At 39.7% G+C, this 10,696-nt stretch carries 8 protein-coding genes; 5 read left to right on the plus strand and 3 right to left on the minus strand.

Annotation, left to right across the window (positions count from 1 at the left end; all coding sequences use genetic code 11):
• Positions 1-755 precede the first annotated feature (755 nt).
• Together K7P01_RS30745 and K7P01_RS30750 are read right to left on the minus strand one after the other, a co-directional pair.
• Positions 756-1,769 (minus strand): serine/threonine-protein kinase, encoded by a 1,014-nt coding sequence (locus K7P01_RS30745; protein WP_267298437.1) that lies wholly within the window; start codon positions 1,767-1,769, stop codon positions 756-758.
• A gap of 1 nt (position 1,770) precedes the next feature.
• Positions 1,771-2,226 carry a hypothetical protein gene (locus tag K7P01_RS30750; protein ID WP_267298438.1) on the minus strand — a complete coding sequence of 152 codons (456 nt, stop codon included), beginning with the start codon at positions 2,224-2,226 and terminating at the stop codon, positions 1,771-1,773.
• A 743-nt stretch (positions 2,227-2,969) separates the two neighbouring features.
• On the opposite strand from K7P01_RS30750, the gene K7P01_RS30755 reads away from it, so the two are divergent.
• The gene (locus K7P01_RS30755) at positions 2,970-3,944 is read left to right on the plus strand and encodes a DUF4917 family protein (protein WP_267298439.1); all 975 of its coding nucleotides are present in this window, start codon (positions 2,970-2,972) and stop codon (positions 3,942-3,944) included.
• A 160-nt stretch (positions 3,945-4,104) separates the two neighbouring features.
• On the plus strand, positions 4,105-4,377 hold the full coding sequence (locus K7P01_RS30760) for a hypothetical protein (protein ID WP_267298440.1): 273 nt from the start codon (positions 4,105-4,107) through the stop codon (positions 4,375-4,377).
• 91 nt (positions 4,378-4,468) lie between these two features.
• Here the strand turns inward: K7P01_RS30760 and K7P01_RS30765 are convergent, their stop codons facing one another.
• Entirely contained in the window at positions 4,469-5,797 is a 1,329-nt protein-coding gene (locus tag K7P01_RS30765) for a TlpA family protein disulfide reductase (protein WP_267298441.1), read from the minus strand.
• Positions 5,798-6,098: 301 nt separating this feature from the next.
• On the opposite strand from K7P01_RS30765, the gene K7P01_RS30770 reads away from it, so the two are divergent.
• Genes K7P01_RS30770 through K7P01_RS30775 form a run of 3 tightly spaced genes read left to right on the plus strand, consistent with a single transcriptional unit; the run spans position 6,099 to position 10,310 of the window.
• The gene (locus K7P01_RS30770; protein WP_267298442.1) at positions 6,099-8,750 is read left to right on the plus strand and encodes a lanthionine synthetase LanC family protein; all 2,652 of its coding nucleotides are present in this window, start codon (positions 6,099-6,101) and stop codon (positions 8,748-8,750) included.
• A gap of 16 nt (positions 8,751-8,766) precedes the next feature.
• On the plus strand, positions 8,767-9,198 hold the full coding sequence (locus K7P01_RS32240) for a MauE/DoxX family redox-associated membrane protein (protein ID WP_397311154.1): 432 nt from the start codon (positions 8,767-8,769) through the stop codon (positions 9,196-9,198).
• Positions 9,195-10,310, plus strand: coding sequence for a hypothetical protein (locus tag K7P01_RS30775; RefSeq protein WP_267298443.1), 1,116 nt, complete (start codon positions 9,195-9,197; stop codon positions 10,308-10,310). The genes K7P01_RS32240 and K7P01_RS30775 overlap by 4 nt, the downstream gene beginning before the upstream one ends.
• The last annotated feature ends 386 nt before the right edge of the window (positions 10,311-10,696 follow it).

The raw sequence follows: 10,696 nt of genomic DNA on the forward strand, positions 1-10,696 counted from the left end.
TTTAATGATGCTTTAATGATGCTTTATCTATGCTTTATCCTTGCTATATACGTGGCTTTGACCCGGAGTATCCTGGGCCCTCGGCCGGAGCAAGACGCCACGCCGGAGGATCAAGCGCAGTGGAGGCATCCTTAGACCATCCTCGCCCCTACAGTTGAAGCATAGATAAGGCAACGCCCCTATAGGGTGCTTCAACTATACTGCAGCTATGCTGCAGATATGCTCCACCCCTGACGTTGACCTGGCGTGTCCAGGGAAATGCTGACGATTTCTATGCCTTATGCAAGGGCGTTTAGATAAGTCCAGCCAGCCTTGAAGGGGCGTAATACAATAACCCAGGCCAGAGCGGCAGCGGAGGCCTGGGCAGACAACAGACTATACATAAGCCCTGAAGGGGCGTAACAATTCGAGGCACGCACCGATGCCTGTATCTTGTTCAAGGCCTTCCACCGAAACCAACCCACCCCGCCGTCGGTCCATCACTACAGACCTGTAAGTCGTGACTATTTCAAAGATCAGACGTTTTAGCCCGCAACAAAAACATAAAAACTCTATCTTGTTACGAACACGATCCTATTCAAACGTAATCGAATGACAATTTTAACCTACCCCCAAGTACTGGAGGAAATCGAAAAAACAGTTTGAGTGCAAATGTCAATCTGCTGTTGGGGATCGGATTCACTAGGGCGACCAAATATTCGATTAAGTCATTGTATCAGAAAGCCGGGAATACAGGTATAATGTTTAGGTAGGTATTATGCAATGGTGGTATCCCTAATCACTTTAAAAAATTCGATCTCAACTTGGTCATCCGGGAGATTGACATAGCAATAACTATTTTTCCGGACGCCGTTCTTCTTATAGTCAATTGCCCAACCGCCTCTTTTCTTATATTTACTTAGAGAAAAGGTATCTCCATTATTATTACCCGTCCAATTGTCACTATCAATGAAAACCCAGTCAATATTGAACTTAAGCTTTTCCAAAGCCTGCCTAAATGTCGTACAAGTCTGGAAACGAGTAGCTTTACCTTTGTGAATAGACTTATTTAGAATCCTTAAAACATTAGCGGGAATATGAAGCAAATGCTGCCGAGGTGGGAATAAGTCTTTTTTTACTGCCGTTAACCATTCTTCCTTTGTCTTGAAATTGAAAGGAAGATCGTTCGTATTGTTTAGGAGTCTGTAAAATGTAACACCTGTGGCATAAATGTCGCTTAACTTGTCCATAGGATTCCCTTCGATTACTTCCAATGGCTGGTGTGGTTTGTAGCCTAACACATCACTTGGATCCAAATGATAATTAATTGCCAATCCAAAATCCGAAAGTTTCGCCTCACCGTTGTCTCCGAACATAATGTTTCCCGGCTTTACATCGCGATGTAACACATTGCTGTTATGGGCGTGCTCAAGCCCCAATAGACTTTGTTGTATAATCTTACATGCCTCTTTCACCGAAATAAATCGCTTCTCGATATGCTTTTGAATTGAGCCCTTGGCCAAGTACTCCATTCCAATGATTACGACGGGTTCGGAATTGAAGAGCGTTGCCCTAACATCTTTAACATCAACAATATGCTTATGTCTACATAAATCCAAAGTCTGACCCTCCTTAACTGCGGTTACAAACCTATCAGGGTCAGGAACTTTAATAACCTTCACTGCTATTTCCCTTTGCAAGAATGGGTCATAACACAAAAAAACGTGTCCAAAAAAGCCACTTCCTAAATGGCCAATGATTTGAAATTTATCGATAGAAGTTCCTGTCATTTTACAATAAGTTAAACCAAGCCACTAATACCGCCTCTTTTGTTGGCTTATCCCAATATGGAGGATGTGTACCGATTATTGGGTCAATGTATGCAAATACATCCGTCTTCTTCGGTTGACCAAACTTAGTCGCATTGATGGCTGGCGAGGAATAGCTCTTTATTGGACGATTCTTCTTCTTAGCAAGTAGGTTCAAGATTGCTTGCGGATAACAGGATGTCTTAATTTGGTCTAATGATGTTAGATTCAACGATATTTTATGCGCAAGCTGATCCGGTTGATGTTTGTCAATAATTAGAGAGAGTTGAGTTTCAAACCACTCCATCAAATCCGCAGTGTCCATACTATTTGGATAAACTATTTTGTTCTTCTCAAGAATTTTCGGTGGAGTGGCTAGTCCGTCAAGAACACAATATCTGAAATCATTTTTTGTAAAGTTAAAGCCAATTATTCTCATATTATCATTCGATGTTAGTCAAGGCCCATACACTATGAGGTATTATATAGAGGCAAAAATCAAACCTTGGTATAAGAAAAAAGGCTATTATCTTATTTTTTTTAGATCGACTTAATCGAATGCATTATTACATAGTTAACGATAAACTGATCAAAATCAGCAGCCCCACTGTCACCTGTAAGAGCAATTCTTTATATCTCTGTGGATCCTAGAGCGTATCATCATGCTTCACAATACTCCAAACATTTACCCGCCTTTTAAGAATGAATCGTTCGCTCATTACTAAGTCAAGCTAGTGCCTGAATACTTGGAAGAGGGTCGTACGCAAGCTTCGAGGATCGGAAGCGGAGAAATTCGGGTTGATCGGCATCATGGACGACACCTATGCATCGCTCTTTCTGCTACAATCCTATCAAATCGTCGCGCGGAAATGCTGGGCCACTTCCTACTGACCACATCTGGTTCGAGTCTTAGCCCGGGCGGAGACTCGGACCCTGCTGCATGGCGGGGGTCTCATGCCCCCCTCCTTATTGTCGTCCAGCAACGGCTGAAACAACTAGCATGTCCAAGCGCCTTAGCACGATCTCCAACACATCCACCGAAACCAACACACCCCCGCCGTCGGTCCATTACTACGGACCTGTAAGTCGTGACTATTTCACAGATCAGACGTCTTAGCCCGTAACAAAAACATCCAAAAACTCTATCTTGTCACAAACACAATCCTACTCAAGAGTAATCGAATGACAATTTTAACCTACCCCCAAGTACTGGAGGAAATCGAAGAGAACGGTCTAAGCGCAACCACCAACCTGCTAGTAGGAAATGGCTTCAGCAGGGCGTTTGCCGACCAAATATTCGACTATAAATCACTGTATCAAAAAGCCCGCGAAAAAGGCCTAACCCCCGAAGCAATCTCTGTTTTTGAAAAGCTAGGCCAAACAAACTTCGAAAGAGTACTAAAAGCGTACGACGAGTGCCTTTGGATCACAGAGAATTACAAACAAAAACTAGATGAAACGATCCAGGCCGATCGGGACGCCATTCGTAAAATCCTCGTCGGCGTGATCTCTGAGAACCATCCGGAAAACCAAAGTTTCATGGACGATTCGACAAAGAAAAACGCGCACGCCTTCATCGAAAAGTTCACCAATCTATTCACCACAAATTACGATCTCATTTTATACTGGCTTGTCATGAGCGGCAAAGAAAAATGGGATGACGGTTTCCGAAGAATAGAGGGTGACTTGTGCTTTAACGGTTTTCAGGGTCCGTCCAGGATCTATTTTCTCCATGGCGCCTTGCACATTGTGCGCCTGGGCAAATCGCTGATAAAGCTCTCCTGGGATGGCAAAAAAGGCAAGCTAAAACAGCTTATTAAAGCATCGATCGAAAAGGGGCACTACCCCATTTTCGTGGCCGAAGGCGATTCCAGTAAAAAGAAGTATCAGATCGATAACAATCGCTATTTACGAAAGTGTATACAAGCCCTCCAAAACGTCGAAGGCGCGTTGGTCATTTTCGGCCTTTCCCTGGATCCCGCGTTTGACAAGCATATCATCGATGCTATTCACGCGGCGAAGGGCCTACAGCGAATTTACTTTGGCGTTTATGGCGATGATCATGAAATGAACAATGCAGAATTCCTAAAGTATGCACGGTCCATCGGCTTGTATGAAAAGTTAGTATTATTTCAGTCCAAGTCAGTCGCATTGTAGTTTACCTATCTCTGCTTCTCTTCTTCGTCTCTGGTGCGTGTCTTACGCCCACTTCGGGATCCGAAATCCTATGAGTTCGAGTCGTATTAGTTCATTCAGACCGACTTAATGTGCGTTTGACGGCCTCACCCGCGCCTCGCGCTGGGTGCCGCAGCGTACCATGCTGCCCGCATTCACCAAAGACGACAATATCACGTCCACAACCATGACCGTAAAACTGTCGCCCTACGCGCAGCACGCTACCTTCAACGTCCAACGAAGTGTCAGCGACGCGGAAAAGCCCTACAATCAATATCGGTTGCTCGACGTCTACGATGCTATTGAAAAGGACAACAAAAAACGTACGAGGCCTACAAAATCAAATATGTGTCCAGAACAAATTACAAACGCAACTATCTGCCCCATTACCGCGTCTGCGAAAACAGTTCAATAATTAAACTTCCTAGTCAACCTAGACACATGCCTATCCAATAGTATATATATAACCGATGTGCCTATCGAATATAACCATTTATAAGAGACGACTATTTACTCTTTATAGGATCTCGAATTATCAAAGTCCACATCTTCATTTTTCCTTTCACTAGATCTAAACCATTTCTATTGAGTTCACGTCGAATTTGTTCTCTATCCGTCATATCCGCATCAATCGCAATATCAATATTACCCTTCATACCAGTGAAATCAATATACGGAGGCTCTTCGTCACTAATGTATCTTGATATAATATCAATCAATTCATTCGCTGGGTAATTCCTCAGCTTAAATCCACCGGCAAAACTTGGCGGATATGACAGTTTTCCTCCCTTAGATAAAAGTTTATTTTTAAGTCTTTCAGATACTACGATTAGTTTCCAAACAGAAACGTCGCGAAATTCAATTAAAGTTTCATACCCAAAAGCCCTTTTCAAATCGTTTTGCATAGCACACATGATATCACTGCGATTTATACGATCCGGTGGCAAAATCAATGAATAGTTATATATTCCTTTCCCAATATTGACATTGTAATCGTAATCAAATAAAGAAGAATCGCTTACCTCGAGTATTGGTTTGGGGTAAAACTTATCATACAATGAATCTCTTCGAATCCATGTAAATTGACCAACATATGCTTCATTGTATAATCCATAAAGCGGGATCATTATGGCCTTATAATTACGCTGCGTAGTCTTTTTAAATAACCTTACGTATGAATCTACATCGTAAATAGCCTGAGTCTCGCCCTGCCATTTAGTCAGGCTAGATCTAAAAATAACCAAACCATTTTCTGCGTCACCTTCTTTGCTATTATTAAAATCATCCTTTTTGTAAAATTTTACATCGGCGCCGCCGATTAAACTATCAACTTTACTAACTGTCAAATCCCTTCCATCGGTGACAAATTTAACCACACCATCTGGATTCACAACAACTATATGAGGCATTGACTTAATCCCCCATCTCTTTATTAAAGCAGTATCAAAGACATGAGGTATGTTTAGATTCTGTCTGTCCTTAAACTTGCCATACAATGCTTTTATACTTCTATTATCACCCCCCTCCATTAAACCCACTAGCATAAATACAGCACGATCCCGAAAATGTTCCTGTAACTGATTGATCTTAGGCATGCTCTTTATACAACTTGTACACCCCTTAAACCAGAAATCCAAAAATAGCCATCTTCCTTTAAAATCAGCAGACTTAGCTGCCTTCGTCTCAAAATCAAAAATATCCTCCAGTTGAAACTCTGGGACTGGCCGTCCCACCACTGGCGCCGAGGGAATTGACTGCGAATACAAAAAAGGGCAAACAAAATAAAGGCAAATACAGAAATAAAATTTTAACGCGCCCATAGGCTCTAATATCATTTAAATAAAATTTAACTCGAGACAAACAAAGCCACCTTTCAGTCTTGCTAAAGAAACCATTATACATTTAATAGACACTTTTAGCCCCAAATAGTATAAGAATTTTAGTAGAAAAAAAATAAAAGTATGGCATTCCTCATAAAGAACTTAAAAAACAATCCAGATAATCCCAGACCACCTACCACTAAATGTTCCACAAATGTCTTTATGTCAAAGATATCTGGCCTTTTTTCCACTTGTGCAAGCTTATGTTTGATAGACTGCCGCTGTGCCGATAAAACCAGCATTAACCCCAATTAACATGCAAGTTATCAAGAGTAAATCCGTTCCAAGGGCAATTTCAACAGATTATCGATCCATGTTAAGATTGCAAAACACTAAGTTCAGGGAGGCCGACTTATATTATCTCACAATTGGAACACCAAAACATCAAAAAGGGTGGATAATCCACATCTCCGTCACCAGCTCGCAAATACCAGATGCATTACGAGTAATTATTCCATACCTACTGAAAGAAAAGACCGCTTTCAAAGTTATACGTGACCTCGATAGCGCCCAACACCTGTTGGACGGAAAGTTAGGCTATGAGAAAATAGGAAAAGTAGTTTGTGTTTACCCAGAAACTGATAGCATTGCCAACAAACTAGCAAAACATCTAATTCTATTAACCTCGCCGTTCAAAGGTCCGGCAGTGCCTACTGACACGTATCTCGGTGGAACTGTCTATACATCCTATGGCAATCTCCTCGACGAGATGCCCCAAGAACAAACTATCGCTTTACAAAAAAAAGCGGCTAAACTTACTGAATTTTCGCAAAAAAAATTTCCAACATTTAATTATCCAGCTGGGATTCCTTGGCCATTCATCGGCACACCCATGCCTGAGAACAAATCACTCCGAATATTAAACAACACGTACTTAATAATATCCGACATTAAAAACGCGGTGAAGGGTTCAGTGTATAAAACAATACAAGTAAAAAAATGGTCAATAAAACTAACAGTTGTCAAAGAAGCAAGGCACGAAATAAGCATCGACAAATACAACCGCGACGTAGCTGATCGACTAAAATGGCAATACGATCTCTTGACGAAGTTACATGGTAGGATCTCAGTACCTGAACCTTACGAACTATTCCAGGAATCGGGAAACAGTTATCTAGCGATGCAATACATTAAAGGTCGTTCATTAGACAAGGTTATCAAAGATACATTTGATGGAGGAAATTGGTCAACTTTAAAAACCAGCCAAAAAAAATACTTACTCAGAATTTTATTAGATGTATTCGAAGTCGTAAACAAACTGCACAATCTAGGGTATGTCCACCGAGACATCACGCCTGTCAATTTTATGATTAACAAGAAAGGACAAATAATACTGATCGATCTCGAAGGTACACATCCAACGTCCAATAACCACCCATCCTCGCCGTTCAGTCTCGGCACACCGGGCTATACAGCGCCCGAGCAACTGGAATCAGAAGTTGTCTCAAAATCGCAAGATATATACAGCATCGGCGCATTAATGTTTGTTTTTTTTTCAAGTCTTAAACCAATTAAGTTCTTACATCCCGTAACAATAATAAAAACCAAACTAGATAATCTAGATATACCTGAACCAATAGAACTGATAATTCAAAAATGCTTGGATACAAATCCCATCTATCGCCCAAATTTGTCGGACATAACTAACATTATCCAAAAATATTTAGATGATCTATCACCTATTTCGCACAACGCGCCTTCTGTTGCGTCAAAAAATATACACAAAGACGAAATTAAAGAAATAATAACAAAAGGACTCAATTTCTTCGACAGCGACCTATCTACTAATTTACAACGCCTATGGACAACTGACGGTTCAAATGAAACAACACGCGTGATCAACAAAACAAACAACATAAACACACATCCATCGCTATTCAACGGAGTCGGTGGCGGGTTATACATAATTTCTGATGCCCTGTCTGCAGGGTTTGAAATTCCCCATTTAAACAAAACTTTTAAGGCAAATTATTCATTCCTTAAAAACCAAATCGGCCAGACGAAAACTAAGTACGGATCGGGTCTATACTATGGAACGTCGGGAATAGGATTATGCTTAACAAAATGTGTCAAACTAAATATCTTATCAAACACTCCTGACATTCAAAAGACCATCGCGAATTGTTTCAACAATAATAATGAAAGCGATCTAAGCCTTAGCACCGGGATTTCCGGGCAGTGTCTAGCCATAAGTCATTACCTATCTATATTCCAGGATAATGAAATGGAGAACATGCTAGTGAATAAAATAGAAAGAGTTTTCGACTTGCAGAAAAAAGATGGATCATGGAACCTCAACGGCCACACAACTTATACAGGTATAGAGGGAGGCATTTCCGGAATAATATTATCAATACTATCCTCCATAAAATATATCTCCACCACCCGCGCGATAGATTCAATTAAAAGAGCTTTATCGTGGATAGATAGCCAAACCGCAAAGAAAGATGGCATACGGCTATGGACCATAAATGACAAGACAAACGACGTAGATCCATGGTTCAACATAGGAATATCAGGCATAGCATTGTGTTATATATATTGTTATAGACTGATAAAAGATGATGACATTCTTAAATCTGCTAATTCTGTACTAACATATTTATCTCGTCATCTGCAACAAAACAGCCTATCTCTTTCGAACGGAATTTGCGGATTAGGAGAAGTCTATTTGGAGGCTCAGCGCCTGTTAGGAAATAACATTTATAAAGAAGAAATAGAATCAATAACAAAATTGGTTTTAGCCGCAAGGCAAGAACACAAAAGCGCCGCCTACTGGATATCAAGCGATGAAAATAACCCCCATATAAGCCTGATGTCGGGAACAGGAGGAGTGCTACATTATCTCCTAAAATATTACAAACCCGATAGCATACCGTTTCCCTTGTTAAACACAATGCCAATATAACTGTATTACAACACTTATGAAAAAAATACAAATACCAGAAAGCATCGCTATAGCTCTAGCTATGCTATTCATATATGCCGCCACTTCAAAACTAATGGACTACAGCACGTTTAAAGCGCAGCTCGGCGGCTCCCCTTTTATAATGCATCACCACGAAACACTGGCATGGCTCGTCCCTGGGTCCGAAATTCTAATATCTATTCTACTACTTATACCGAGAACGATCGTAGTCGGTCTCTATCTATCATTTACCATAATGCTGTCATTTACCGTATACATTGCCTTAATGTTGACTCTAAGTCCATACGTACCTTGCTCCTGTGGGGGCATATTGAGCAATATGGGATGGTCGGAACATCTTGTATTTAATGCAGCGTTTACTACCGTAGCTGCAATGGCTGTTATAAAAAAAGAAAATCAGAAACTAACAAAAATTAGCATCCAATGATCGCCAATAAAAGTTTAACGCGACTGACAATAATCTCATTATGCGTCGCAATTGGATTTTGTGCCTTATATGTTTCATCGCCACTGAGTACCGAATTAACACCATCAAGCTTCAATCGAAGCTTCAAAAACAAAAATTACTTGGAATACAATTCACACATAGATCTAGATAACGCATTTTATTACATCTCTGGAGTAGACAAAAACAGTATCTATCTAAGTAATTATAAAAAACCATTTACGCTTGTTCAGATAGACCATCTCTTAAAACAATTTAAAACAATTAAACTCAAAACAACCAGACTGGACAGCATCTTTGAACCTAGAAACTTCCGAACAACTATAGATTCTCCTAATATTTTCATGACTCACGGAACAATGCCTATTATCCTCAGGGGAGACCTTAAAAACCATACAGTATCTCCTTTTATGAGTGACAAAAATATTTTTTTTACCGAAGCCAGACCAATTACTGACTCAACATTCGCCCTATTGTCATACAGTGCCAAATCAAAAGCTTTGCAGCTTGGATTTTTGGATATTTCATCCGACACCAAACTAACTTTTCGTTATGGCTTACTAAAAACTAAATCAGATGAAACATTTTCAGTATATGGAACTATATTATTAAGCACAGATAAAAACAAAATAATATACATATATACATATAAGAACGAAATACTAATTGCCGACACAAAGCTACAAAACGAATACATTCTAAATACCATAGATACCTTTAAAACGCCGCCGATCACAGTTTCAAAAGTAAGCGACAAGAGCAAATTCATGTTAAGCTCCCCCCAAATATTAGTAAACGGAATAAGTTGCACGTCAGGAGATTACATATACATAAGATCCAACCTATTAGCTAAAAATGAAAACAAGAAAAATTTTATTGACAATTCAACAATAGATGTATATAATGTATCATCAAAAAAATATGAATTCAGTTTTTATATACCTAAGCACAATTCAAAAGAATTTATAGACTATAAAATAATAAATGAAAAAATTTATGCTTTATACGAAGATAGAATGATTAAGTACCAAATAAATGACATTACACTCATTAAAAATCAGACCTCAAAACAGTCTTCACCTAAACAACAATAACCATTATTGGATAAATAAAATTACCTTAATATTTCTCCCATTTATATCAGAACTAGTAACCTAGATGAGCTCGATGTTGCTTTCTATGTAGTCTTGGTTTGGCTCCATCTCTCGTTTCTCTCTACCTGCGACCAAGCCATAATTAATGACTATCACCAACGTAGTCTCTCTAACCTCTCAAAATGTCTATTTGTCTCATCAATTTATCTTTTCATCAAATAAATACACAATAATTTAATATCAAAAAAAATCAGCGTCGACAAACAAATCTATGAAAACAATCATTTTTCGATTTCTTGCCGTCGTGGTAGCTTTTGCTGGTGCAGCAGCTACTGTCAGTGCCGTCGCCCCGGGACAAGCTCACATTAGATATATAGCTCCTGGCG

Source organism: Parachryseolinea silvisoli (assembly GCF_021190955.1).
Taxonomy (GTDB): Bacteria; Bacteroidota; Bacteroidia; order Cytophagales; family Cyclobacteriaceae; genus Ohtaekwangia; species Ohtaekwangia silvisoli.